The sequence below is a fragment of the Streptomyces sp. NBC_01788 genome (genome assembly GCF_035917575.1).
In the GTDB taxonomy this organism is placed as follows: Bacteria; Actinomycetota; Actinomycetes; order Streptomycetales; family Streptomycetaceae; genus Streptomyces.
The window spans coordinates 7371504-7396369 of sequence record NZ_CP109090.1 but is presented as its reverse complement, the minus strand read 5'-3'; the positions used below and the strand labels follow the sequence as shown (position 1 = coordinate 7396369).

The 24866-nt window shown below is 68.4% G+C and carries 19 protein-coding genes and 4 pseudogenes; 11 read left to right on the top strand and 12 right to left on the bottom strand.

Annotated features, from left to right (window positions below):
• The first annotated feature begins 124 nt into the window (after positions 1 to 124).
• A complete protein-coding gene (locus tag OIE49_RS32880; protein WP_326805463.1) occupies positions 125 to 496 on the top strand; it encodes a DUF1931 family protein in 372 nt (123 codons plus the stop codon).
• 575 nt (positions 497 to 1071) lie between these two features.
• Here the strand turns inward: OIE49_RS32880 and OIE49_RS32875 are convergent.
• A complete protein-coding gene (locus OIE49_RS32875; RefSeq protein ID WP_326805462.1) occupies positions 1072 to 2619 on the bottom strand; it encodes a GH39 family glycosyl hydrolase in 1548 nt (515 codons plus the stop codon).
• 330 nt (positions 2620 to 2949) lie between these two features.
• Here OIE49_RS32875 and OIE49_RS32870 point away from each other — a divergent pair, with 330 nt between their 5' ends.
• The 4 genes from OIE49_RS32870 to arfA all read left to right on the top strand — a co-directional run bounded on the left by OIE49_RS32870 (position 2950) and on the right by arfA (position 7805).
• On the top strand, positions 2950 to 4236 hold the full coding sequence (locus tag OIE49_RS32870; RefSeq protein ID WP_326805461.1) for an ABC transporter substrate-binding protein: 1287 nt from the start codon (positions 2950 to 2952) through the stop codon (positions 4234 to 4236).
• A gap of 10 nt (positions 4237 to 4246) precedes the next feature.
• Positions 4247 to 5269 (top strand): carbohydrate ABC transporter permease, encoded by a 1023-nt coding sequence (locus tag OIE49_RS32865; RefSeq protein WP_326805460.1) that lies wholly within the window; start codon positions 4247 to 4249, stop codon positions 5267 to 5269.
• Positions 5269 to 6171 carry a carbohydrate ABC transporter permease gene (locus OIE49_RS32860; protein ID WP_326805459.1) on the top strand — a complete coding sequence of 301 codons (903 nt, stop codon included), beginning with the start codon at positions 5269 to 5271 and terminating at the stop codon, positions 6169 to 6171. Before OIE49_RS32865 ends, OIE49_RS32860 begins: the two co-directional genes overlap by 1 nt.
• Positions 6172 to 6305: 134 nt before the next feature.
• On the top strand, positions 6306 to 7805 hold the full coding sequence (gene arfA / locus OIE49_RS32855; RefSeq protein WP_326805458.1) for an arabinosylfuranosidase ArfA: 1500 nt from the start codon (positions 6306 to 6308) through the stop codon (positions 7803 to 7805).
• A gap of 213 nt (positions 7806 to 8018) precedes the next feature.
• On the opposite strand, the gene OIE49_RS32850 is transcribed toward arfA, so the two are convergent.
• The 3 genes from OIE49_RS32850 to OIE49_RS32840 all read right to left on the bottom strand — a co-directional run bounded on the left by OIE49_RS32850 (position 8019) and on the right by OIE49_RS32840 (position 12557).
• A complete protein-coding gene (locus OIE49_RS32850) occupies positions 8019 to 9077 on the bottom strand; it encodes a LacI family DNA-binding transcriptional regulator (protein WP_326805457.1) in 1059 nt (352 codons plus the stop codon).
• Positions 9078 to 9200: 123 nt separating this feature from the next.
• Entirely contained in the window at positions 9201 to 10730 is a 1530-nt protein-coding gene (locus tag OIE49_RS32845) for a glycoside hydrolase family 43 protein (RefSeq protein WP_326806394.1), read from the bottom strand.
• Between the two features lie 396 nt (positions 10731 to 11126).
• Positions 11127 to 12557, bottom strand: a complete 1431-nt coding sequence (locus OIE49_RS32840; protein ID WP_326805456.1) for an endo-1,4-beta-xylanase — start codon at positions 12555 to 12557, stop codon at positions 11127 to 11129.
• 721 nt (positions 12558 to 13278) lie between these two features.
• Between OIE49_RS32840 and OIE49_RS32835 the strand changes: the two genes are divergently transcribed.
• Positions 13279 to 14745 (top strand): non-reducing end alpha-L-arabinofuranosidase family hydrolase, encoded by a 1467-nt coding sequence (locus OIE49_RS32835; protein ID WP_326805455.1) that lies wholly within the window; start codon positions 13279 to 13281, stop codon positions 14743 to 14745.
• Positions 14746 to 14839: 94 nt separating this feature from the next.
• Here the strand turns inward: OIE49_RS32835 and OIE49_RS32830 are convergent.
• The 3 genes and pseudogenes from OIE49_RS32830 to OIE49_RS32820 all read right to left on the bottom strand — a co-directional run.
• A pseudogene (locus OIE49_RS32830) lies at positions 14840 to 15334 on the bottom strand (TetR/AcrR family transcriptional regulator); the annotation flags it as partial.
• Positions 15335 to 15582: 248 nt separating this feature from the next.
• Positions 15583 to 15978: an AAA family ATPase gene (locus OIE49_RS32825; protein ID WP_326805454.1), complete on the bottom strand. Its 396-nt coding sequence runs from the start codon at positions 15976 to 15978 to the stop codon at positions 15583 to 15585.
• Positions 15979 to 16540: 562 nt separating this feature from the next.
• On the bottom strand, positions 16541 to 16930 hold the full coding sequence (locus OIE49_RS32820) for a hypothetical protein (RefSeq protein WP_326805453.1): 390 nt from the start codon (positions 16928 to 16930) through the stop codon (positions 16541 to 16543).
• A 70-nt stretch (positions 16931 to 17000) separates the two neighbouring features.
• On the opposite strand from OIE49_RS32820, the pseudogene OIE49_RS32815 reads away from it, so the two are divergent.
• The 3 genes and pseudogenes from OIE49_RS32815 to OIE49_RS32805 form a co-directional block, all read left to right on the top strand.
• Positions 17001 to 17782 (top strand): annotated as a pseudogene (locus OIE49_RS32815) (transposase).
• Between the two features lie 567 nt (positions 17783 to 18349).
• Positions 18350 to 18874, top strand: a complete 525-nt coding sequence (locus OIE49_RS32810) for a hypothetical protein (RefSeq protein ID WP_326805452.1) — start codon at positions 18350 to 18352, stop codon at positions 18872 to 18874.
• Positions 18875 to 18966: 92 nt separating this feature from the next.
• Positions 18967 to 19177: pseudogene (locus OIE49_RS32805) on the top strand (transposase); the annotation flags it as partial.
• Here OIE49_RS32805 and OIE49_RS32800 read toward each other — a convergent pair.
• From OIE49_RS32800 to OIE49_RS32790, 3 genes are all read right to left on the bottom strand, one after another.
• Complete coding sequence (locus OIE49_RS32800; protein ID WP_326806393.1) at positions 19144 to 20655, bottom strand: helix-turn-helix domain-containing protein; 1512 nt, start codon at positions 20653 to 20655, stop codon at positions 19144 to 19146. The pseudogene OIE49_RS32805 and the gene OIE49_RS32800 overlap by 34 nt on opposite strands.
• 163 nt (positions 20656 to 20818) lie before the next feature.
• Positions 20819 to 21103, bottom strand: a complete 285-nt coding sequence (locus OIE49_RS32795) for a recombinase family protein (protein ID WP_442812329.1) — start codon at positions 21101 to 21103, stop codon at positions 20819 to 20821.
• A 263-nt stretch (positions 21104 to 21366) separates the two neighbouring features.
• Positions 21367 to 21537 (bottom strand): hypothetical protein, encoded by a 171-nt coding sequence (locus tag OIE49_RS32790; RefSeq protein ID WP_326805451.1) that lies wholly within the window; start codon positions 21535 to 21537, stop codon positions 21367 to 21369.
• 195 nt (positions 21538 to 21732) lie between these two features.
• Here OIE49_RS32790 and OIE49_RS32785 point away from each other — a divergent pair, with 195 nt between their 5' ends.
• Positions 21733 to 22233: an NUDIX hydrolase gene (locus OIE49_RS32785; RefSeq protein ID WP_442812328.1), complete on the top strand. Its 501-nt coding sequence runs from the start codon at positions 21733 to 21735 to the stop codon at positions 22231 to 22233.
• Between the two features lie 27 nt (positions 22234 to 22260).
• Here the strand turns inward: OIE49_RS32785 and OIE49_RS32780 are convergent.
• Positions 22261 to 22605: pseudogene (locus OIE49_RS32780) on the bottom strand (ATP-binding protein); the annotation flags it as partial.
• 159 nt (positions 22606 to 22764) lie between these two features.
• Between OIE49_RS32780 and OIE49_RS32775 the strand changes: the two are divergent.
• Positions 22765 to 23442 carry a transposase gene (locus OIE49_RS32775; RefSeq protein WP_326805449.1) on the top strand — a complete coding sequence of 226 codons (678 nt, stop codon included), beginning with the start codon at positions 22765 to 22767 and terminating at the stop codon, positions 23440 to 23442.
• An 86-nt stretch (positions 23443 to 23528) separates the two neighbouring features.
• Here the strand turns inward: OIE49_RS32775 and OIE49_RS32770 are convergent, their stop codons facing one another.
• Positions 23529 to 24173: a dihydrofolate reductase family protein gene (locus OIE49_RS32770; RefSeq protein ID WP_326805448.1), complete on the bottom strand. Its 645-nt coding sequence runs from the start codon at positions 24171 to 24173 to the stop codon at positions 23529 to 23531.
• Between the last annotated feature and the right edge of the window lie 693 nt (positions 24174 to 24866).

Below are 24866 nucleotides of genomic sequence, written 5' to 3'. Positions count from 1 at the left end.
TTTTTCGGCCTGGGGTGCGGAGGCGCTCAGCAGGGGGCTCTGCGAATCTCGACCGGGTAACAGCCGACGGCGGCGCGGGCGGGAGCGATCGGCGCCGTCCGTTCCCGGTGAGGAGGCGAGAGGCATGACCCTGATGGGTGTGTCGAAGTTCGAGAGGTTCTTCCGCGCCGCCGCAAGCCTCGACGTGGACAGGAACGACCTGAAGCGATACGGCGATTTCGTCGACGCCAAGCTCTACGACCTTTTGGTCGTCGGCCAGGCGTCGGCCAAGGCCAACGGCAGGGATACCGTCGAACCGTGGGATCTACCGATCACCAAGGGCCTCCAGGAGAGCATCCACCGGTTCCGGCGGCTCGACGAGGAGGTCGAGCTGAAGCCGATCCTGGAACAGCTCGCCGCACACCCTCCCCTCGACAGGACACCCACCCAGGAAGCAGGCTGCCGCGAAGCCGTCGACCGGGAGCATGTACGGAAGACTGCCCCGGTCCAATGCTGATCGGATGCTGACATACCTGGTGATCCGTCAGGTACGTCGAGAAGTCCAGAGCAAGGTGCGAACTGGGGTCAGCGGCGGCGAGGTAGAGGACCAGGGCCGGCCACCACGCTCCTCCCCGGACGCCCGTTCGGCCAGGACTTCCAGTAGATCGGGGCGGATCACGACAGCACAACCGGTCATCCGCGGCCAGGCGAGTGGTAGGAGCTCCTCTCGTACTCGGTCCGCCAACAGATAAGCCGGAGGGCCAGGCACCAGCGAGAAGCGTCGTGACTCGCCCGCCACCTCGGCCAGGAAGTGGGCGAGCCGCGGATCGACTCTCGTAGCCGTGTTCCGGATGCCGAACCGGTCGGCGGACCGGTGGAGGAAGTCGAGCCGGTCCAGTGCACCGGGTGCCCGCATCGTGCTGCCGCGCCTGTCCTCGTCACCGGGCCTCGATGCCCAGGCCGGTTCCGCCAGGGCCTGCGGGCCGACAGGGTGTTGACGTGGACGAACATGGACCGGAGCAGGTGCGCGGCGAGCATCGAGGTCTCGGTGTGCTCCCGGCCGTGCGAGCGGGCCGGTGGGCGGCAGGGCACTCACGACCGGTTGACGGAGGCGTCGACGTCCTCGCCGCCGAGGCCGAACAGCCGGTCGTCGCTCCACCACTCCGGCGTCTCGTCGACGACCGGGGTGAGCTCCAGCAGCGTCACCTCGTTGCGGCGCAGGACCAGGTCCACGTCGGCGCGCCCGCCGGCGACGGGCACGCTCCGGTGCGAGCGGGCGGGTTCGGCGGCCTCACGGAGAGCGTCGAGCTGGCGGTTGCCGGGCGCGAGCGGCCGCCCCATCTCGCACCAGGCGGCCCAAGGGTTGCCGGCGTCCTCGCTCACGGAGCGGCGGCGGGCGAAGGCGGAGCCCTGCGCGTCCGGGGCGCCGACGGGCAGGGTCAGCCGGACGGTGTGGCCGTCGACGGGATCGCCGCCGGCCGGGTCGGCCGGCGCCCAGGCCAGCACGGTGACGCGTCCGTCGCCGTGCCGCGTCACCAGGTGGTCCTCGCCTCGGGCGAGCATCTGCTCACCCATCTCGGCCATGAACGTGTACAGGTGGTAGGTGGGCTTCTTGACCTGACGGTGCGTCAACAAGCCGAAGCCGCCGTGGAACGGCGCGGTGGGGATGCCCACCTCCTCGAACACGTCGCTGAACGTCCAGTACGAGAACGAGTCCGCGAGGTCACCCCCGTTCACCAGCACCGGCGCGAGATACGCCGCGTGGAACGCGGTGTCGTGGACCGGGTTGTCCGGCCGGTACGAGGAGTTGAACTCGGTGATGTGGAGCGGCAGGCCCGCGAGCCCGGTGCCCGCCAGCTGCCGTCGTGGGGCGCCGAACTGCTCCAGCAGCGCCGACGCCGGCATGAGCGTCTGGTGAGCGCCGAAGGGGACGGGCTGGACGGGGCCGGAGGAGTAGGCGTGGCGGCTCACGAAGTCGATCGGCAGGTCGCGGGCCTCGACGAACTCGGCGAAGCGCCGGATCCACCCGTCCTCGTAACCCGGCGCCAGTGAGGGGCCGCCGACCTGGAGTTCGGCGTCGACCTCCTTGACGGCCAGCGAGGTCACCTCGTAGAGGCGGTGGTAGGCGTTCTGGTCCGCGGACCAGAACGGCGCCAGGTTGGGCTCGTTCCACACCTCGATCGGCCACCGGCGCACCTGGTCGATGCCGTAGCGGTCGACCAGGTGCCCGATGACGGCGCGGACGAGGTCCGCCCACTCCTTCTCGTCGCGAGGAGGAGTGACGTTGCCCTTCCACCAGAACACGGTGTCGTCGCCGGAGGCGAGCCCGGACGGCATGAAGCCGAGCTCGAGGAAGGGCGCGACACCCATCCCCAGGTAGGCGTCCACGACCTGGTCGACGTACGTGAAGGCGTGGCGCACGCGCCGCTCGGCGGCGTAGTCGTAGGGGCGGTGGACGCCCATCCCGTCGCTGAGCAGGCCGTGCCCCCGGATGTACCGGAAACCGATCTCCCGCTGAACGAGGTCGAGCGACTCCTGGTAGTCGCGCCGCAGCGCGAGGTCGAACCGGCCCGTGCCGACGCAGTGGCGCCAGGCGTCGGAGAACCGGGCTGTCGGCTGCCGGGGGACGACGATCCGCATGGTGGGGGTTCCTTCGCTGCGGTGCGGTGGGGGGCGAGACTCGCCGGGGCGGGCGGGTGGACCAACCGGCTCTCGCTCAACGTGCTGCGCACCGTAGGGAGACGGGGAAAACGGTGTCAAGCCATCGCACCTTCCCGATCGTCACCGCACCCGTTCGTGATCACGTACGACGGCCGATGCCTCAGTAACGATTGCACAACTTGCGAAAACTGTTGCTTGTCTCTCGTTCATTTCGGGCGGTACACCTTGCTCCTACTTCACTGATGGCTCATTAGTTTGCGCAAACTATTAGCAGTTGGATCAACCACAACGGATCAGGGAGTTCCCACGATGATGAGGAAAACCCGCTGCGCGACGGCTGCCGCGATCGGCTTGTGCATCGCACTCGCCGCAGCCGGCTGCGCCGGCGGCGGCGACAGCAGTTCGTCCGACGGCCAGGGCACGGTGACCCTCTGGACGAACGCGATGGAAGGGCGCGGTGCGCAGTACTGGAAGGACGCCGCGAAGGCGTACCACGCGCTGCACCCGGACGTCGCGATCAAGATCCAATCGGTCCAGAACGAGGACCTCGACGGCAAGCTGCAGAACGCGCTCAACTCGAACTCCGCGCCCGGCATCTTCCTGCAGCGCGGTGGCGGCAAGATGCAGGCCATGGTCAACGCCGGCCAGATCCAGGCACTGGAACTGGCCGACACCGACAAGGCGAACGTGGGCGAAGCGGCCCTCGAAGGCGTCTCGATCGACGGCAAGGTCTACGCGATGCCGCTCGACACGCAGCCCGAAGGCATCTACTACAGCGAGGACCTGTTCAAGAAGGCCGGCATCACCTCGGCGCCGACGACGATGGACGAGCTCAAGGACGCCGTCGCGAAGCTGAAGGCGATCAAGGTCGCGCCGATCGCGGTCGGCGCCAAGGACGCCTGGCCGGCCGCGCACTGGTACTACAACTTCGCCCTGCGCGAGTGCAGCCAGGAGAGCACGCAGGAGGCCGCCAAGTCGCTCACGTTCGACGACCCGTGCTGGACCAGCGCCGGCGAAGACCTCGCTGAACTCCTGGAGACCGAACCCTTCCAGAAGGGTTTCCTGACGGCAACGTCGCAGCAGGGCGCCGGGTCCTCGGCGGGCATGATCGCCAACCACAAGGCGGCCATGGAGCTCATGGGCAACTGGGATCCCGGTGTGATCGCCGATCTGACCCCGGACAAGAAGCCGCTCCCCGACCTGGGCTGGTTCCCCTTCCCCGCCGTGCCCGGCGGCAAGGGCGACCCGACCGCCATCATGGGCGGCGCCGGCGGATACTCGCTCTCCAAGAACGCACCGAAGGAGGCCCTGGGCTTCCTCCAGTTCGTCGTGACCAAGGAGCAGCAGGAGGCCTACGCCGAGGCCTTCGACACCATCCCGGTGAACAAGGAAGCCCAGGGGGTCGTCACCGAGCCCTACAACATCTCGGCACTGCAGGCCTTCAACAAGGCCGCCTACTCGATGCAGTTCCTCGACACCGTGTACGGCCAGAACGTCGGCAACGCCATGAACATCGCCGTCGTGAACCTGATGGCCGGCAAGGGCTCCGCCACCGACATCGCCAAGGACGTCAAAGCTGCCGCCGAGAAGGGCTGAGTAAGCAGACATGAGCGACACCCTGGGCACTGACACGGCCGACGGCCGCCAGTCGCAGGGCACGCCCGGAGCCGGGGACGCGGCCACGTCCGTGCCCCCGGCTCCGCCGCGAGCGGCTGCGCACCGCCGAGGCCGTGCCAGGATGCGACTGGAGATCGCGGTCCTGTCCGCACCGGCGATCATCACGTTCCTGGCATTCGTGATCTTCCCGGTCGCGCTCGCCGCGTACTACGGCTTCTACCAGTGGAAAGGCTACGGAGAGCCCACCGACTGGGTCGGCCTGAACAACTACAAACTGATCCTCACCGACCCCGCGTTCCACGACGTCCTGTGGCACAACGGCCTGATCCTGGTGCTCTCACTGGTCATCCAGGGTCCGCTGGCGATCGTCCTCGCGCTCCTGCTCAACCAGAAGATCCGCGGCCGCTCGACCATCCGCGTCCTGATCTTCGTGCCCTACATCATCTCCGAGGTCATCGTCGGCACCGGCTGGAGCCTGATGCTCCAGAGCAACGGAGCCGGCAACGACCTGCTGCACCGGATCGGCCTGGGCTCCCTGGAAGCCGACTGGATCGCCGACCCGGACCTGGCCATCTGGACTCTGATGGCCATCATCACGTGGAAGTACATCGGCTTCGCGGTGATCCTGATGCTCGCCGGCCTGCAGTCGATCCCCGACGAGATCTTCGAGGCCGCGCAGATCGACGGCGCCTCCTACTGGCAGATCCAGCGCCGCATCACGCTGCCACTGCTGGGGCCGACGATCCGCATCTGGGCCTTCCTGTCGATCATCGGCTCGCTGCAGTTGTTCGACCTCGTCTACATCATCTGGGGCCAGTACGTCTCGGGCACGGCGGGCACCTCGACCATGGCGATCTACATGCTCGCCCAGGGCCGCAACGCGGGCAACTACGGCTACGGAAGCGCCGTCGCGGTCGTGATGTTCGTGATCTCGCTCATCGTCGCCCTGATCTACCAGCGCTTCGTCCTGCGCCGTGACCTCAGGGGCGCAGTCACCGAAGGGACCGTGTGATGAGCGCGACGACCACCATCTCCCGGATGTCCCCCGCACCGGAGCCGAAGGCACCCACCGGCCGCCGCAACAACCGCGACAAGCCACAGAAGTGGGGCAGTCACGTCACCTACTTCATCGCGCTGCTCTTCGTCGGCGTCTGCATCGCACCGGTGCTCTACATCGTGCTCGGCGGATTCCGCACCAACTCGCAGATCACCACGGACCCGGCCGCCCTGCCGCGCCCCTGGGTGGTCGGCAACTACATCGACATCCTGAAGTCGACGGTGTTCTGGGGCGAGTTCGCCAACTCCCTCATCGTCGCGATCACCAGCACCGCCGGCATCGTCGCCCTCGGTCTGATGGTGAGCTTCGTGATCGCACGCTACGACTTCAAGCTCAAGGGCGCGATGTACTCCCTGTTCGCCGCGGGCCTGATGTTCCCGATGGTCATCGCGATCACTCCGCTGTACCTCGTCATCAAGGACCTCGGTCTCGTCGACAACCTGCTCGGCGTGATCATCCCGCAGATCGCCTTCGGCCTGCCGACGACCGTCATCATCCTCGTGCCGTTCCTCAGAGCCATCCCGAACGAGATCGAGGAGGCCGCCGCGATCGACGGCATGAGCCGACTCGGATTCTTCTTCCGCATGGTGGTTCCGCTGTCGCTGCCCGGTGTGGTCACCGTCGGCATCCTCGGATTCGTCGGCAGCTGGAACAACTACCTCCTGCCCCTGTACGTCCTCAACTCGCAGGCGAACTACACCCTGCCGCTCGGCGTCCAGGTGTTCTCCTCGCAGTACTCCACGGACACCGCGAAGGTTCTCGCCTTCACCTCACTCGCCATGCTGCCCGCACTGATCTTCTTCTCGATCTTCGAGAAGCGCATCGTCGGCGGCCTCACCGGCGCCGTGAAGGGCTGACACCGGTACCAGGACCTGAACCAGGCCGTCCCACGCCTGCCCCTGCCATGCCTTTCGGCAGGGGCAGGCCGCTGACCGACGGCACCACCCAGCCCGCGACACCCCCGCGCCATCCCCCGGAAAGGACCGCCGCATTGCCCCGCGCCCACATCGAACTCGACAGGCAGGCCGTCATCGCTCCTGTCCGGCGCCGCACCTTCGGCTCGTTCGTCGAGCACCTCGGCCGCTGCGTGTACAGCGGGCTCTACGAGCCCGAACACCCGAGCGCGAACGATGACGGGTTCCGCATGGACGTCGTCGAACTCGTCAGAGAGCTCGGCAGCACGACCATCCGTTACCCGGGCGGCAACTTCGTCTCCGGGTTCCGCTGGGAAGACTCCGTCGGCCCCCGCGAGAAACGCCCGGTACGCCGCGACCTCGCCTGGCGCTCGCTCGAATCGAACCAGGTCGGCCTCGACGAGTTCGCCGGCTGGCTCAAGCTCACCGACTCCGAGCTGATGCTGGCGGTCAACGTGGCCACACGAGGCATCCTGCCCGCCCTGGACCTGCTCGAGTACGCCAACCACCCATCCGGTACGACTCTGTCGGACCTGCGCATCGCCAACGGCACACCGGAACCGCACAACGTGCGCATGTGGTGCCTCGGCAACGAAATGGACGGCCCCTGGCAGACCGGATTCATGACAGCGGACGACTACGGCAAGATGGCCGCCCGCACCGCCGCCGCGATGAAGAGGGCCGACAAGGAGCTCGAACTCGTCGTCTGCGGCTCCTCCGGATCCACCATGCCGACATTCGGCGACTGGGAGCGCACCGTACTCGAGCACAGCTACGACCACGTCGACTACGTCTCGTGCCACGCGTACTACCAGGAGCACGACGGCGACCTCGGCTCCTTCCTCGCCTCGGCGATCGACATGGACTACTTCATCGACACCGTCGTCGCGACTGCCGACCACGTGGGGCACAAGAAACGCTCCAACAAGAAGATCAACGTCTCGTTCGACGAGTGGAACGTCTGGTACCTCAAGGAACACCAGGAGTCCGAGAAGATCCACGACGAGTGGCGCCACGCCCCCCGGCTCCTGGAGGACACTTACACGGTGGCGGACGCCGTCGTCGTCGGCAACCTGCTGATGACGCTCCTCCGCCGCAGCGACCGCGTCACCTCGGCATCCCTCGCACAGCTCGTCAACGTGATCGCTCCGATCATGACCGAGCCCGGCGGCCCGGCCTGGCGCCAGACGACCTTCTATCCGTTCTCGATCACGAGTCGGCTCGCCTCCGGCGAGGTGATCCGACCCCTGATCGAGGCGCCGACGTACGAAACGGCGCGCTACGGAGAGGCATCCGTCGTCGACGCCGTCGCGACCGTCGACGAGGGCCGGGCCGCGGTCTTCCTCGTCAACCGCGACCTGGCGGAAGCCGCGCAGGTCACGATCGATGTGCGCAGCTTCGGCTCCTCGCGCATCACCGAGGCGGTCACGCTCGCCGACTCCGACGTGTACGCGAAGAACACGCTCGCCCAGCAGGACCGGGTGACCCCGGCCGCGAACGCCGGCGCGGCACTCGCCGACGGCCTGCTCACCATCGAACTACCGCCGACGTCGTGGACGGCGGTCGCCCTCCGGTGAGCGACGACACGAGCCCCGTTCAGAAGCCGGCCCCGCTCCGGCGCGGCGACCCGGCCCGTGAATCGCCGGACCCGGTCGCCGAGCGCCGCGAGGTGACCTGTGCGTTGCGCAATGGAACACGGCTTCGGACCGTCCTGCTGGTTCCGCACGGGACCGGGCCGTGGCCGGCCCTGCTGACCCGCCATCCCTATGACGTGAACACGCCCGCCCGCGTCATCGGCGTGGCGCTGCGGTTGCCGGGGCGGGTCCGGTGGAGGCACGGACGACCAGCTCGGTGGCCAGCTCCATGCGGGCGGGGGCCCGGGCGCCGCCGTCTTCGCCCCGGGAGAGCTCGATCAGGAGCTTGACCGCCGCGGCGCCCAACTCGGTGCTGGGCTGTCTGACGGTCGTCAGCCCGGGGGTGATGTACTGCGCCTCGGGCAGGTCGTCGAAGCCAACGACACTGATGTCCTCGGGAATCCGCAGGCCCCGGGCGTCCAGTGCGTCGTAGATGCCGAGAGCCATGGAGTCCGCGCAGGCGAAGATCCCCGTGATCCCCGGGTCGCTGTCGAGCAGGGTGTGGGTGGCGGTCGTCGCCTTGGCGCGGTTCCATCCGCCGTAGGTCACCGACGCCGTGGCACTGCCGGCGGTCGCCGTGTCGGCCGCCGCACGGAAACCGTCGACGCGCGCTCGGCTGAAGAGATGGCGGGCATGGCCGGCGACCACCCCCATCCGCACATGGCCGAGGGACAGAAGGTGCTCAGCGGCCATACGGCCACCTTCCCAGTTCGCCACGCCGATGCTTGCCACCCCTGACGGCGGTGTGCTCATCGGGTCGATCAGCACCACGGGGACGCCTGCGGCGACGAGTGCGCTGAACTGCCGCGAGGCGGGATCGACCAGCGTCCCGATCGCGCCGACGGTGCGCCTTCTCAGAACCCGCGACACCCAGTCGCCGTGCGGCTCGGCGAGCGTCAGTACGACGTCGAGTCCCGCTGCTGCCGCTTCTCGCCCGACCCCGGCTATCAGCAGGTTCGCCCATGACCCCTCGAAGTGGGTGACCACGAGATCGAGCACGTTGGACAAGCCGCTCTCGTCCCGTACGCTCTCGCCCTTGGACCCGGCCCGGCGGGTGTAGCCGACGGCTTGCACGGCTGCCATGACCTTCGCGCGCGTCTCCGCCGAGACGTCGGTTCCGCCTCGCAGCACCTTGGACACGGTGGGCACGCTCGTACCGGCGGTTTTGGCCACCACGGACAGTGTGGGGCGCGAGCCGGCTGGTCGGGGAGGCATGAGGGACAGATTAACCCGGCGAGGAGGCCGTCCGGGGGCCGGGGAGGCACCTACCTCAGCCGGGGTCGAGTCGGCTGCGGGCGGGTGCCCCTCAGGGTGCGGCACCCGCCCGCACACCGAGCGTCACACGGACGGCGCCGGGGCCGGGGCGTACTCGAACGAGTCGAAGGCGACCGCGCCCTCGGTGGCGTACATGCCGATCACACGGCCGGTGAAGCCGCAGGCGACCTCGGTGGACAGGTAGCGCCCGTCCAATTCGGCGAGCGGCCGGGCGTCCGGAGCGTCGGGATCGCCGAGCCAGAAGGCGATGGTGTCGGGGCCCGTGGTGCCGCCGTCGGTGAGTTCGGGCGACGCGGGCACGAGGCCTGACGTCCGGATCGTCACGGTGAGGGGCAGCGGCCCGGCCTGGATCGGCCGGCGGGCCACGGTCTGGCGCAGCGGCCCGATCCGGGCGACGACGCCGACCTCCCCGTCCCCGGCCTCCACCTCGTAGTGGTGGGCCTCGTCCAGGCGCACGCAGAGACCACCGCGTCCCGTACCCGGGTCGATCACGGCGGTGACGCGGCAGTCGTGGTGCTGCTGGCGGCGGCCGACGAAGGTGTACCCGGGGCGGTCGAGGGTGGGGCCGGTGGCGCTGAGGACCAGCCGGCCAGGGCGCTCGGTGAGCGACCAGGAGCCCTCCGGGCGGGCGAACGGCGAGATCCAGTGCGGCGCGAGAGCGGGCCCGTCGAAGTCGTCGCGGGCGGGCGGGGCCGGGACGGGATGCCAGGCACCGCCCGGGGCCGCGTGGCTCTCGGGAACGGGCGCGACGACGGGCCAGCCGTCCTCGTCCCACTCCACGGGGGTCAGGAACGTCTCGCGGCCGAGCACGTGCACGTCGGGCGTGAAGCCGCGGGGGCGGACGCCGAGCAGCACCATCCACCAGCTGCCGTCGGGAGCCTCCACCAGATCGGCGTGACCGGTGTTCTGGATGGAGCGGGCGGTACCACTGTGGGACAGCAGGGGGTTGGCGGGTGCGCCCTCCCAGGGGCCGCGCGGCGAGCGGCTGCGGGCTATGGACACGCTGTGGCCGCGTTCCGTGCCGCCTTCCGCGATCAGCAGGTACCACCAGTCGCCGATGCGGTAGAGGTGTGGCGCCTCGGGGTACTTGAGGCCGCTGCCCGACCACGTGGCGAAAGGCCCCTCCAGCACCTCGCCCTTGACCGGATCGATCCTGGCCATGTTGATGCCCCCTTCGGGGCCGGAGAAGGCGCACCAGCAGGTGCCGTCCTCCTCCCACGCCAGGTCGGGGTCGATCCCGGACAGGTCGATCCACACCGGGTCGCTCCACGGCCCCTCGGGCCGCTCGGCCGAGACGACGAAGTTGCCGCCACCGTCGACATTGGTGTTGATGACCCAGTAGCGGCCGTCGTGGTGGCGGATCGTGGGGGCGTAGAGGCCTCCGGACGCCTTGGCGCCGGGGAGGGGCAGCGGCAGTTGCCCGGGCCGGTCGAGCACGTTGCCGATGTGCTCCCAGTGCACGAGGTCCTTGCTGTGGAAGAGCGGCAGCGCGGGGAAGTACTCGAAACTGGAGCACACCAGGTAGTAGTCGTCACCGACCCGGCACACGCTCGGATCGGGGTGGAACCCGCCGATCACAGGGTTGTCGTACATACGCACGGAAACGTCTTCCCTTCGAGCCGCCGGGCGCCATGCAGCGAGTCCGGGCGAGCATTCGGTTCTCGATTGTCCGTTTGGTTTGCGGTCCGGGTGCCGCGCCGGTTCGGGGTGGCTCCGTGGGCGGGACGGCGGCCCATGGCGTCGATCACCGCGGGGTGGACCATGGCTTCGAAGCGGGCGGGCAGGGTCTCGTGGCCCCGGGCCGGGCGGTGGTGGTGCATCAGCCGGCCGGGGACCACGGCTGCGGTGCCGGTCTGCTGAAGTGTTCTTCCCTGCACTTCCGCGGGGACCGGACGGTTGTGACGCCGCCCGTCAGGCCGTGCCGATCGCGAGTGTCGCCGCCACCACGGCGGCGACCCTCGCGATCATCAGATGCTTGTGCAGGCCTTGTCAGGCACGGCTCCAGCGTTGGTTGTTGCCGTTCGAGCAGGAGTAGAGCTGGATCAGGGTGCCGTTTGCGGTGCCGCCCCCGACGGCGTCGAGGCAGAGGCCGGACTGGACACCGACGATGGATCCGTCGGAGTTGAGGCGCCACTTCTGGTTGTCGCCGCCCCAGCAGTTGTAGATCTGGACCTTGGCGCCGTTTCCGGTGCCGGCGGCGTCCAGGCACTTGTTGCCGTAGACCCTGAGCTCGCCGGCGCCGGTGTACGTCCACTGCTGGTTGGTGCCGCTGTGGCAGTCCCACAGCTGGACCTGGGTGCCGTCGATGGTGCTGGTGCCGGGCACGTCCAGGCAGCGGCCCGAACCGACGCCCTTGATCGTTCCGCCGTCCGCAGGCGGTGTGGTGGAGCCGCCGTTGAGCGCGTTGAGGACGGCGGTGTAGGCAGGCTTCTTGCTGCCGTCGTTGTTGAACAGCAACGGCGTCTGCTCCGATCGCCAGGAGTCGCTGTCGCGCACACCCCAGACGGTGATGCCGAGGCAGCGCGGGACGGCCAGGCAGTCGTTGACCACGTTGGCGTAGGTCGAGGCCGGGGCACCCTGGATGTCGAGTTCGGTGACGGCCACGTCGACGCCGAGGGCGGCGAAGTTCCCCAGGGTGCTGCGGAAGTTGCTGTTGTAGGGGCTGCCGCTGTTGAAGTGCGACTGGAAGCCGACGCAGTCGATCGGCACGCCGCGCTGCTTGAAGTCCCGGACCATGGCATACATGGCCTGGGTCTTGGCCCAGGTCCAGTCCTCGACGTTGTAGTCGTTGTAGCAGAGCTTGGCGGCCGGGTCGGCGGCGCGCGCGGTGCGGAAGGCGACCTCGATCCAGTCATTGCCGGTGCGTTGCAGGTTGGAGTCGCGCCGGGCTCCCGAACTGCCGTCGGCGAAGGCCTCGTTCACGACGTCCCACTGTGCGATCTTGCCCTTGTAGTGGCCCATCACGCCGTTGATGTGATCGATCATCGCCTGGCGCAGTGCGCTGCCGCTGAGGCTCTGCATCCAGCCGGGCTGCTGGGAGTGCCAGGCCAGGGTGTGACCGCGCACCTGCTTGCCGTTCTGCACCGCCCAGTTGTAGACGCGGTCGGCGGCGGTGAAGTTGAACTGGCCCCGCTGCGGTTCGGTGGCGTCGATCTTCATCTCGTTCTCGGCCGTCACCGAGTTGAACTCACGGGCCGCGATCGTCGCGTACGTCGAGTCGCCCAGCCTGCCCGAGGCGATGGCGGTGCCGAAGTAGCGGCCGCTCTGCGCCGCCGCGGCGCCGAGCGTGCTCTCGGCGGCGTGTGCGGTCGGCGGCGAGACCAGTGCGGCGACCACACCGAGGACGCCGGCGACCAGCGCCAACAGCAGCACGTGGATCTTCCGTCGGACAACAGGTCTGGGAAGGGCATAAGAGACCATGACTGTGCCTCCAAGGTAGAAATGACGGAATCACCGGACACCGCGGTCATGGGACCCGGGAGGATCTCAACCGGCGGACGGCGCCCGGTCTGCCGCCGAGTGACGTACGCCGGGCGGCAGCGGTCTCTCGGCACAGGCACGGGGGTACTCCATCGCGGCTCAGCCGGGGGCGTCACGCGGCGTCGCATACCTCTCCGACTGCACGGAGCGTCAGGATGCGCCGGTGCGAACCTCACCGGAACGAAAACGGGGTGGCGCAGGTGCGCTGGCGCGCGGCTCTTCGTGCGGCTGTGCTCGGCTCTGCCGTGCAGCACAGTCCGTCCAGGACAATGCGGTTCGAAATCTCGACCAACGGTCGGTCTACCAGACAGGATGATTGAGGGATTGACATTGACTCGTCAACCCTCCCGGCGGGAAAAGTTTCCGCTCTTCGATCGAAACTTTCGAATCCCCGGTCGAGCCGGTCGGATCCCTGGACTGGTGAGCCGTATCGCGAACTTGCGGGGGGCTCCGGTCGGCTCGACAGCTTGTCACGCCCGAAGTGGGAGGAACTGTTTGTGGACAGATCGACGACAGGCCTTGACCAGAGGGCCCCGCCTTCCTAGCTTGTGGCGTCACGGAACCGGGATGACTTCGAAACTTTCGAAACGGTCCCCGCCCGCGGCTCGGCCGCTCCGCACTTCATCGGCGTCACCTCACCCCGCCCCAAGGAGGCCCTCTGATGTGGTTTCGCCACCCGTCCCCGGTCCGTTCAAGACGCTTACTCGGCGTCCTTGCGCCCTTGCTGCTCGTGGCCGCCTTCCTCGGTGCCCAGCCCGCCGAGGCCGCGAGCGTAGACCCCAACGCCTCGTATGTGCTGGTCAACCGCAGCAGCGGCAAAGCCCTGGATGTCTACAACATGGCGACCGACGACGGCGCCCGCATCACCCAGTGGACCAGGAACAACCAGAACCAGCAGCAGTGGCAGTTCGTAGATTCCGGGGACGGCTACTACCGCATCAAGTCCCGCCACTCGGGCAAGGTGCTGGACGTCTACAACTGGTCCACCGCGAACGGCGGCTCGATCGTCCAGTGGACGGACCTGAACGGCACCAACCAGCAGTGGCGGCTGGCCGACAGTGCGGACGGCTACGTGAGGCTCATCTCGCGCCACAGCAACAAGGCCCTCGAAGTACAGGGCGCCTCCACAGCCGACAACGCGAACATCGTCCAGTACGACGACTGGGGCGGCGCCAACCAGCAGTGGCAGCTCGTCAAGGTCAGCGCCGACACCCCCGGCCTGTGCGATCTTCCGTCGAACTACCGCTGGACATCAACGGGCGCGCTGGCGCAGCCCAAGCAGGGGTGGGTCTCGCTCAAGGACTTCACCGTCGTCCCCTACAACGGCAGACAACTCGTCTATGCGACCACGCACGACACGGGGACGAGGTGGGGTTCGATGAACTTCGGCCTGTTCACCAATTGGTCGGAGATGGCATCGGCCGGCCAGAACACGATGTCCAATTCCACCGTCGCACCCACGCTCCTCTACTTCGCGCCGAAGAACATCTGGGTGCTCGCCTACCAATGGGGCGGGACCGCCTTCTCCTACCGGACGTCGAGCGACCCCACCAACCCGAATGGCTGGTCGTCCGAGCAGGTGCTCTTCTCCGGAAGCATCTCCGGCTCCGGAACAGGGCCCATCGACCAGACACTCATCGGTGACGGCACGAACATGTACCTGTTCTTCGCCGGCGACAACGGCAAGATCTACCGGGCCAGTATGCCGATCGGGAACTTCCCGGGCAGCTTCGGCTCGACCTCGACAGTGATCATGAGCGATACGACGAACAACCTGTTCGAAGCCCCGCAGGTCTACAAGCTGCGGGACCAGAACCGTTACCTCATGATCGTCGAGGCGATCGGCTCGCAGGGCCGGTACTTCCGCTCGTTCACGGCCACCAGTCTGAACGGCTCATGGACGCCCCAGGCTGCGACCGAGAGCAATCCCTTCGCCGGCAAGGCCAACAGTGGCGCCACCTGGACCAACGACATCAGCCATGGCGAACTGATCCGCACCAGCGCCGATCAGACCATGACCGTCGATCCCTGCAATCTGCAGTTGCTCTACCAGGGACGCAGCCCCAACTCCGGCGGCGACTACGGCCTCCTGCCCTACCGTCCGGGTCTGCTGACACTGCAGCGCTGACGGCATGACGCGGGTCCGGCTGCGGTAGGGAGCCGGCGTGGCGGGCTCGGCGGAAGGCCGAGCCCGCCACGCCGTGATCTGAAAAGCCCAGGTCACCGCCATCGACGGCGGCAAGGCCCGTGCGCAGCATCCCGGCGATCAGATCCGCCGTGAGCGCGGGCTCGGGGGCACCCAACTGTCGGACCGCTGCGCGGAACGGTTCGACTTGTTTCAGATGGAGTTCCGTCAGCCGTTCCTGGCAGGCCGGTGGGAAACCGGCGCCCATGAGGGCGGCGGGTCGATGTGCGCCTTCGGCGCCGAGGCGGAGACTTTCCCTGAAGAATGCCTCGACGCGTTCCACCGGGCCGTTCGCGGCGGCCATGGCACGGGTGAGTGCCTCGTTGGAGCGCCGGAGGGCTTCCTCCGTGATGGCCGCCGGCAGGGCCACCGACGAGTCGAAGTACTGGTACACGCCGGAACGGGCCAGACCCGCCCGGGCGCCGACCGCTGCCGGTGTGACGGCGGCGGCGCCCTCGTTCACCAGGACGTCGATCGCTGCCCCGATCAGCGCCTCGCGCCGCTGAGCACGATGTCGGCGGCCCTCTGCCATAACCCTCGCGCAGGACGGCCTTGCGGACATGGAAGATGTTCACCTGGTTTCCGCGGCCCACTCCGTTCGCTTCCCACTCGTCTAGGCAGCGCGCCTTGCTGGAGCCGTCAACGTGTCGGGCAGCGGAGTAATCGGTCATCCGGCGTCGCCGGGGTCATCACTGCCGCGTTGGCGGTGCCGCAGCTCCAGGGCTGCGATCGGGGGATCGGTGGTGCGTGCGGCGGCCCGCTTTGCGCACTGGCTCTCCCTCAACCGCCGCCCGTTGCCCACGGATGAGCAGGTCCGCACCGAGATGCAGACCGAACTCGGCGAGAGCGTCGATTACCGCCGCAGCCGCTGGCCGAACACAGCCCGTGATCCAGCACCGCGTCCCGCCCGGCCGCGACCAGGTCGACCAGTTCCTCGCGGACCTCCGCGACGACCACAGCCTCCAAGGAGAAGTAGTCCCGCTCCGGGTAGTCGACGCCATAGCGGCCGTGCCGGGCGTGCACACGCTCGTCCACGGACAGCCGCACCGCCCCGGCCGACTCCAGCCGCCGACGCGCGTACGTGGTCTTACCCGACCCGGTCAGCCCGACCAGCAGATACACCGTCGGTCCCGACTCCTGATCGCGGGGCGACTCGCCGGACGCTGCCGCCTCCACCGAACTCCTCCTCCGTTGCGGGAACTGCTCCTGCGCCCCCAGCCTGTCATCCTCCGCCCTGCCGCGCGGCGCGATCGCCGCGCCCTCACCCGGGAGTCTGCCGTGACCCCGCCGCTCGTGCTCCAGGCCCTGCGCGCGTACCGGCCTGCTCGTACCGTGAACACGGACGGTCAGACACCACGCTGCCGCGATGCGGCTGGATCCGTCGTGCTAAACCGTCCGGCGAACTGCGAGACTCGGGCCGTGATCACCCCCCGCCGCCCCTTGGGCACCGGTCCCCAACCCTTCGCCGAGCCGGAGCTGTCGCCCAACGGCGACAGCCGCGAGCGAGGCCGCACGGCTGCGGAACGGGCTGCCGCCGAGTCACCTGCCTCCGGGAATGAGGGGCAGGTGGTGACGCGGTCGCCAGGCCGCCGCCGTCTGGGCACAGGGGCCGACCCGCTCTAGATGATCAATTCCAAGGGATGCCTGCGGAGGGTGTGGGGTGGGCGGCGGCCGAAGCCACCGCGAGACGGTCAGGTGGCGGGCTGCCGGCCCTGGTTGTCGCGGTGGTAGCGGGCGGTCAGGCGTCAGGGTCGACTTCGGGGTGCGTGAACCGCACGGGCTTGCCCAGCGACCGGGCGTAGGCGATTTCGGCTCGGGTGCTGTCTCCGATGTAGTCGCCGACTACGAGCACCTCATCAGCGAGCCGGATCTTCGCCCGGTGCAGATCGTCGAGTCGAACCTTCAGCGCATCGTCCTCGACAGGATCGGACCAAAGTTCGTGCGGCGACTTCATGTCACAGCCCGGTTTGACGACAATCTTTCCGGCTTTGGTCTCCCGCAGATCGGCCTCGTTCATCTCGGTCATGAAGCGGGTGGAGCCGCAGATCACGACGATACGCGGGAGGCTCAACAGCTTCTTCGCGTCGGCGAGCCTCTCCTCGGGGGTGAGCAGCTGCGGGTATGACACTGGTTCCTCCTGGTGGTGTGGTCCAAGGGGTGCCTGCGGAGACCAGAACGAGGATGTCCAAGATCGTTTTGTGACGAACGACGTGGACACCCTCGCGACAGCACTCTATGCGACGACCGACGACACGCTGAAGGAGCATCCCGACCTGGCGCCGTGGCGCCCGCCGGTCGGCATTACGCCCCGCCTGAGGCCAAATGGCTCCGCCATGCCCGTGCCCACCTGCGCCACCTCTTCCCCTGCCTGCCCCAGCAGCCCGGCTACAACAAGCGGCTGCGCAAGGCCGCCGTTCTGATGCGGAGCGTCAACCGGATCCTGGCCGCCACCACCTCGGTGTGGAGCGACGACGTATGGGTCGTGGACTCCACCCCGGTGGAATGCGGCCGCTCCCGCGAGACCGTCAAACGCTCCGACCTGGCAGGCTGGGCCGAATACGGCTACTGCGCCAGCCACAGCCGCTTCTTCTGGGGCCTGCGCCTGTACCTGGTCTGCACCCCTCAGGGCCTGCCCATCGCCTTCGCCCTGACCGGGGCCAAGGCCGACGAACGCGAGACCCTCCTCGACCTCCTGGCCGCCGAATGCGAGCTTCTGCGAGAGCGCCCCCGACAGACTCTCATCGGCGACAAGAACTACTTCGGCCGTGGTTTCGAACGCGAACTGTCGCTGCGGCAGGTCATCGAATCGATCAACGAGACCTTCAAGGGACATCTTGACCTCGAACGGTAGCGAGGGCGCACACCCGGCGGTGTCATGGCCCGCGTCATGCAACGCATCCTCGCGTCGACCTCCGCGATCTGGCACAACGACGCCACCGGACAAACCGTCCTACGCTCACTGATCGCCTACGATCACTGACCCCTTGGACTAGATCATCCGGTTGTGCCACATCAGCCAACTTTCGCCCTGTCGGCGGCTGGTACGCCGTCAGGACAGACTGCGCTGCATGGAGAAGTCGGCCAACCGCCATGAGTCGTCTCCGCGTCCCAGCACTGCATCTCAGGGCATCCCAGGGACCTCTGTTTCCGCAGTTCAACAGGGGTGGGATCGTTCCATCGTCGCCGGTGTGGCGGCAGGCGTTGTGTGGATCCCCGCCGTCCTCGAAGCTGTGGATGTCGCACCGGCCGAGGCAGAACGACCGCCCCGGCAGCAGCACCGCAACGACACCTACCCTGCGCCTGCGTACCGGGACACCTGTGTGCCCGAGTACTCAAGGTGCGGCGTTCGCCTCCCCGCGGCGCCCGCCGCCACACGCCGACCCCGGGGCGAAGTCACCGGGCCGACTCCTGTCCGATGGGGCAGCCGGGCCGTCCTGTCCCTCGAATCGGACGCGGACGAGATGGCGACAAGTCGGCAGGCGCCTTCGGCACGAAAGCCGGAATCGGCCGAGAGTAACCACATACGGACCAGAGAAGGAAGACGCACATGAACAGGAAGTCCTCCGCACACCGTCGTCCGGGCCGCCGCGCGGCCGTCGCCGCCGGCCTCGTCCTGGCCGTCGGACTCGGTGTGTCGACACAGGTGTCGGCACAGGCGTCCGTCCACGCCCCCGCAAAGGCGCCCGCCGCCGCATCGCAGTCGGTCAGCGGCACGTCCGGCCAGTCGGTGACCCGGGTCGCCGACTTCTACGGCGCGTACATCGACGCGAAGGGCGACTACGCGGACCCGGACGTCACGCTGGCCACGGCACTCCGCAAGCACTACCTGACGCCCGACTTCGCCAACCGACTGGCGGCGTGGGAGAAGAAGAACGGGGCGGACGGCGTCCTGCGTGCCCAGAATGTCCCGGCGCAGTGGACGGTGAGCGACAACGGCGCCGTGGGTAACGGCCATGAGGTCATCGTCACCCTGACCTTCGGCAGTGGGGAGACGACGCAGAAGATCAAGCTTTTCGTGCTGCTGGAGCGGTACAACCACATCAGCGACATCGCCACCACGAGCGCCCGCTGACGGCGGAGCGGTGCCCTCTGCCGGAAGTCTGGGCAGCCGACCGTTGCTCACGCAGGACCCGCCGCCTGCTCGGACGCGTTGTGTCATGATCGGGCCGGCCACACGGCTCTGGCCCGGGCACCTTCCGCGGGGCCGTCGAACGCACCGAACTCCTGGCTCCACGGCTTCCGATGCCTGCGCATCCGCTGGGAGAGACGCGACGACAACCACGAAGCATTCCTCGGCCTTGCCGTCTGCCTGATCACGCACCGTCACGTGAAGCGGCTTTGTCAGGGCTTCCAGGAGTCGACGGGCACCCATTGACGCACACCGTCGCCGTTCGTGCCGTACCAGTAGTGAGGCAGGCCCTTGATGCTGCTGGTGCGGAACGGGCGGCCGTGGTCGTCGATGCGGACCGTGCCGGTGCGGCCCTGGGAGGACCAGTCGAGTTCCAGGTACCAGTGGCAGTCGTAAGCCTCGGTCGTCGCGGTGACCAGCAGCACCTCCGGGTCCTCGGCGGAGACGCGGTAGGGGAACTGCACCGCAGGGACGGGCTTTCCTCTGTCATTGCCGGGGCCCGCGTGGACGATCGGGCGGTTGACGTCCAGGTCGACGGAGAACTCACGGGGCGCCAGGTCGCTGCCGCAACCCTGGCCCATGGCGTACGCGTTGCCGGTGACCGGGGCGCCGTGGCTGACGATACGGACCTTGAGAGCCTCCAGGACCACGGCCGTGGACGACTTCCCCTGTACCGAGATCTGCACCCTCGTCTGCCGCCCGGGCACCGCCCCCTGCGCCGCCGCCCACACGCCGGTGTCCTGCTGCACCGGCGGCGGGGGCACCTGGGCCGGCTTCTTCGCGATGACGTAGTCGTGCCCGCAACCGCCCTGCCAGATCTGCGAGTCGGCGGTCCAGGCGAGCGGCACACCGGTCGTCACCGGGTCGTCGCTCTTCGTGTCCGCCGACGATCCGCCCTTCGGCTCGGGGCTCCCCGAAGCCCGTACTCCTGCGGAGGGCGAGGCCGATGAACGACTGGAGGAGGGGCTGGTTGCAGTGGCAGAGGGGCGGTGTGACGTACCGGTTCCTGTTGTACGGGACCGACCGGGGGCCTTGGCGGAGTTGTCGTGAGACCGACCGGCCGACAGCGCCGGCAGACTGCCCAGCGTCACCAGTAACACGGTCGCCGCGGCGGCACCGACGGCGGTGCGGCGACGGCGGTACCAGGGCCGTCCGGTCGAGCGGGCCGCATCCCACTGGGCCGTCGGCTCGGGACTTCCCGGTCCGGGAGCGCCGGGAATGGGCGGCCAGGCGTCGGGCGCGCCCGTGTCGAGTGGCGGCGGTGCACCGCTCGTGCTGCCCCCGCCACCACCGATGCCGTCCGCGCCGTCATCCACGCCCTGTACCGTCCGGATGTCCGGACCCGAAGCCCGCTCGCCCCCTGCTTGCTCCAGCGCCCCCTCGGCCTTTGTCGGCTCCGCCGTCTCCTCGGCCCGTGTCGGCTCCGTCGCCCCCTCACCCGCCCGAGACCGCTGTCGTGCCGCCACCGCGAGCAGCCACAGGCGGTGCAGTTCGAGGCGTTCCTCCGGTGTTGCCCCGCAGAAGGCGGCCAGACGCTCCACCGGGGCGTAGTCCTGCGGGACCGCCTCGCCCGCGCAGTAGCGGTGCAGCGTGGAGGTGTTCATGTTGAGGCGCCGGGCCAGGGAGCCGTAGCTCCGATCCGTGCGGTCCTTCAGTCGGCGCAGCAGCGCCGCGAACTGCTCGACGTGATCCCCGGTCGACACCGTTCCCCCGTTCCCCCACATGTCCCCCTGTCCCAGGCGGTCCATGTAACTGCACGTCAGATGGGCTGGGTTGGTTCCACCGTCGCCGGACGGACGTCCGGCGTGGCGCCGCGCCGCCGTGACGACTGACGCTCTTGGTGTCGCACCGACCAAAGCCGGACCGACCAGCCGGCGACGGGCGACGTCAACATGGCCGCCAGGGGGTGAGTGCGGGTTTGCGGCCGGTGTAGGCGCCGCGGGCCTTGGCCTCGGCGATGCCCTCGCGTTGGCGTTCGAGGATCAGGGCGCGCTCGAATTCGGCGAACGCGCCCATGACCGACAGGAGCAGGGTGGCCATGGGGTTGTCCTCGCCGGTGAAGGCAAGGTTCTCCTTGGCGAACTCCACACGGACGCCCTTGTCGGTCAGGCAAACCGGCGAAGACGCCGACGCGGAAGGCTCCGCCGAAGAGGGCGGGGGCCGCCTCCGCACGGGCCCGCGGCCGTGGCAGCGCCGGCAGGAGTGAGCTGCAGGAGCTGAGCCAGGCACAGCTGTACCGGCGGGCGACCGAACAGGAACTTCCCGGCCGGTCGAAGACGAGCCGCTAGCAACTCATCGACGAGCCGCCGCTTTGGTCAGCCGCTTCGCAGCCGTGGCGGTCTGCTCCCCCCGCGGCCCCGAGGCCACCACGGCGTGGTCGTAGCCGTTGGCGGGAGGCAAGCCCCGGGGCGTACGAGGTGGCGCATCGTCACGTCCTACTCATCCGGGTCCCAGGCGCTGAGCTGCTCGAAGAGACCTCGGTCGCCGTCGAGCTTCAGGGAGTTGATCGGGATACGGTCGTGCAGGATGAGGACCAGCTCGCTGGCCGTGCCCCGAGCGGAGGCGGCGGCCGCGTCCGGGTCCTCCGGGCCGGCCTTCCGCAGCACATCGGCGAGGGGCGCCGGGACTTGATGGAGGACCTCTCCGCCGCCGACCGTGTGGCTTCGTCGGTGTAACGCGAGAACGGCTGATGCCGAGTTCAGGCAACGGATGTTGATCAAGCGGGTCCAGAATGTTGTCGAGTTCCGAGAACGGCTCGCCGAGAAACGGCGTTGTCGGTGGGTTCTGCCAGGGTGTGCTTCGTGGATGAACTTGTGGAGCGTGTCGACTGTCAAGATCGTGTCCTGGGGGTGGTCAGCCGTCGGGAGGCCATCCGGGAGGGTTGGCTGCATCGGGTCGCCGTGACGGTGTGTCGTGATGAGCGTGGCCGGATCCTCGTCCATCGGCGGTCGGAGCAGGTATCGCGCTTCCCCGGGCTCTATGAGGTCGAGGTCGGTGGCGCCGCAAATGTCGGCGAGTCCTATGAACAGGCCGCCGCGCGAGAGCTGGCCGAAGAGCTGGGCATTCGTGCGCTGCCGCGCCTGCGGTTCACGTTCATCAACCGCAGCGGCTTGAGCCCTCACTGGCTCGGCGTGCACGAAGCCGTAGTGCCGGACGCCGTGGTCCCCGATCCCGATGAGGTCGCCTGGCATGGCTGGCTGACCGAGCCGGAGCTCGGCTCGGCCCTGTTGGAGTGGCGCTTCACCCCCGACAGCCACGAAGCCTTCAGCCGGTATCTCGCGTTCCGGACCGCGCAGTCCTGACTTTTCTCGCATCTTCCATCGGGCCCCTCAGCCCAGGGACTGTTGTTCGGCTCGGGCCCGGGTGGTCGCGAGGCGGTAGGAGTCGGTGCCGGTCTCGATGATGTTGCCGCCGAAAGTGAGGCGGTCAACGATGGCAGCGCAGCGGCGGGGGTCGGGGAAGGCCTTGGTCCATCCTCCGAAGGACTCGTCGGAAGCGATGGCCACGCTGTTCTTCTCCCCCCGCTCGGTCAGGACTTGGAAGAAGAGTTCGGCGCCGCGGCGGTCGAGCTCCATGTAGCCGAGTTCGTCAATACAGAGGAGATCGACGCGGCCGTAGCGGGCGATCGTCTTGGTCAGTTGCTTCTCGTCGGCGGCTTCGACAAGCTCGTTGTGACATCTGCTCCTGAGCCACCCAAGAGCGGGGGCGACGCCACGCGGGCCGAGGTGATCGGCCGGCTGCGGGCACTGCCACGGCAGGGCACCCGCGAGGAGCGGTGGGCCGCCGGCATCCTCGACTCGGAATGCGCGGAGCTGGAGGTGACCGACGCGGAAATGACCGAGCCAGTCCATCACATGCTCGCCGCCCGCGCTCTCCTGCCCGCCGAGCACTTCCTCGACTCCGGTTACACATCCGCCGAGTTGATCGTGGTCATGAAGAAGAACTTCGGGGTCACCCTGGTCACCCCGGTCCTGATGAACAGCTCACCCCAGGCACGTGCCGACGCCGGCTTCGACCGCACCGCGTTCACCATCGACTGGGACAAGCGGCAGGCCACCTGCCCACGCGGGGACACCAGTACCTGGTGGAGTCCCGCCACCCAGCGCGGCACCAAGGCCATCGTCATCAAGTTCGACAAGGAGACATGCCGTCCCTGCCCAGTGCGCGACCAGTGCACCCGCTCGAAGACCAGCGGCCGAACCCTCTCCCTGCAACCCCGCAAGCTGCAAGAAGTCCTCGACCGTGCCCGCCTCCAGCAAAGCGATGAGCAATGGCGAGCCGAGTACGGAACCCGCGCAGGCATCGAGGGAACCATCCACCGGGCCATCGCGGTCACCGGGATAGGACGTGCCCGCTACCTCGGTCTCCAGAAGACCCACCTGGAACACGTCCTCTCCACCGTTGCACTCAACCTCATTCGCCTCGATGCCTGGTGGAACGGCCACCCACTCGACCGCACCCGCGTCAGCCACCTAGGGCCTCTCCCTCACCGCGTGAGAACCCGTCTTTGAACCCTTGATCAGGGCGAATCAGCTGAACGGCTGGTACTCGTGGAGTGCCCGGCCGGCCTCTTCAGTCGCCCGAGTGGGCCCTGGCGTCACCTTCGCCAGAACAGGTGGTGCGTCACGCCGCTCGGGCTGGGCACGACCTCCAGGTGGAACCGGTCGAGCAGCTCATCGGGGGACTCCCACAGCCGTAGTCCGCACCCGAGCTTTACCGGTGAGACCGCCACATGCATGGTGTCGACGAGGCCGGCGTCGAGAAACTGCCGGATGGTGGTAACCCCACCACCGAGCCGGACGTCCTTGCCCTGCGCCGCTTCCCGCGCACGCTCGAGGACGGTGGCCGGGCCGCCGTCGACGAAGTGGAACGTGGTGTCGGAGAGCGTGAACGACGGACGCTCGTGATGGGTCATGACGAACACCGGCGTGCGGAACGGGGGCTCCTCCCCCCACCAGCCGCGCCACTCATGGTCCTGCCAGGCACCGCGCTGGGGCCCGAACTTGTTGCGGCCCATGATCTCGGCACCGATGTTGCGCGCGAAGTCTCGCGTGAAGTAGTCGTCGAGGCCCCGGCTCCCGCCGGGATCCGTGCGCATGGGCCAGCTCGCCGTGGCTCCGGCCCAGGCGAACAGCCTCTCGGGATGGTCGAGGCCGAACGGCCGCTCGAGACTCTGGTGCTCACCGGCACCGATACCGTCACTCGAGACGTTGAAGTTCATGACTTTCAGCAGTTGATCCACGTGTTTCCTCGTCAGGTCCTGTCGCGTCATTGTGTGGCGAGGCGCCGCACATCATGACGTCGAACGGGACGTGGCCGGATCGACAGCGGCCCGCAACTTTTTTCAAGGCGCGTCAGGAAGCAGCCTCGCTGGCCATGAGGCCGTGACGGACGCGGACGGCTCGGCGGTTCAAAGATGGGTTCTGACGGAATAAGCCAGCAGGATCGATGACAGAGTTCTTACCGACACCCCGTGGCCCCGCTACGCCTCGCGAGGCCGCCCCTGAGGCATGTCCCCCTGCCGCCGCTCGTCGACCGTCCGGGAGGCCTGCGGGCCGCCCGCAACCCCGGCTGTGGCCACCGGTTACGCGTGGCCGGTGACCGACGTGTCCCCGTTTAGGTCGACCTCGACCTGGTAGTGCACCGAGCCGTCCGCCCAGTCCTGCCGCGCGAGGACCGGCGCTTCTCTGAACTACGGTTCCCGTCCACCGAAGCAGCGGGTGATGCGCCGCCGATCGTGACGCCGGCGCCGTGAGCGGGCCCGCCTCGGCGTTCCCGCTGGCCGGCGCCGCGGAGTTGCCGGTCAGCCGCCGCTTCGGACCGCAGATCGCGGCAGTGGCCAGCCGCCTGGCGGTCCGGCGCCCCCAGCAGGTCCATGGAGCCGGTCCCGACGGCCAGGTGGCGGTACGGCTGTTCGACGAGGCCACAGCGATCG